This is a genomic window from Flavobacterium sp. HJJ (assembly GCF_015351475.1).
In the GTDB taxonomy this organism is placed as follows: domain Bacteria; phylum Bacteroidota; class Bacteroidia; order Flavobacteriales; family Flavobacteriaceae; genus Flavobacterium; species Flavobacterium marginilacus.
In genome coordinates, this window is record NZ_JADKPR010000078.1 from 1 (window position 1) to 717 (window position 717).

1 protein-coding gene is annotated in these 717 nt (G+C 33.1%); it reads left to right on the forward strand.

Annotated elements, in window-relative coordinates:
• Window positions 1-172 precede the first annotated feature (172 nt).
• On the forward strand, window positions 173-717 hold a 545-nt coding region (locus tag IRZ80_RS20805), incomplete at its 3' end, for an IS110 family transposase (protein WP_194644287.1).

Here is a 717-nt window from a genome sequence, read left to right on the forward strand (position 1 = left end):
AAGCCTATTTGTAAAATGGTGAATCTATCCCCTCACAGATTTTGGTAGAAATGTAAAAAGGCCTCTGGTAGGAGGCCCTTTGAGACAATTAATGATGAAACATTTTGTTATCTCGTATAGAATAATTTTAGCAAAGATATTACATTTCCTCGCATTTTTAAAAAACAGATTTATGGAAAATTTTAAAAAAATGCAAGTTTTAAATACAAATGCGGCAGGAATTGATGTTGGTTCCCGATCTCATTTTGTTGCAGTTGGACAAGAAGACAATCAAATTAAAGAGTTCAATGTTTATCAATCGGGACTAACTGAATTAGTTGTTTTTCTTAAAACGAATCAAATCAAAACCATTGCCATGGAATCCACTGGGAGTTATTGGCAATCTTTATTCATGTTATTACAAAGTGAAGGATTTGAAGTTATTTTGGTTCAAGGAACCCAAACAAAAAACTTGAAAGCAAAAACCGATGTAAAAGATGCTCAATGGATACAGAAATTGCATTCATTAGGATTATTGAGAGGATCTTTCCTTCCTTGCGAAAGTACTTTGCAAATTCGAACGTTACATCGACATGGCGAAAGTTTGGTGGAAGAAAGTGTCAAATATGTAAACAAAATGCAAAAAGCATTACGTTTAATGAATTTTCGATTAGATGTTGCTATAAGCGATATTGTAGGAGTTTCAGGCATTCGAATCATCAAATCTATTTTGTCTGG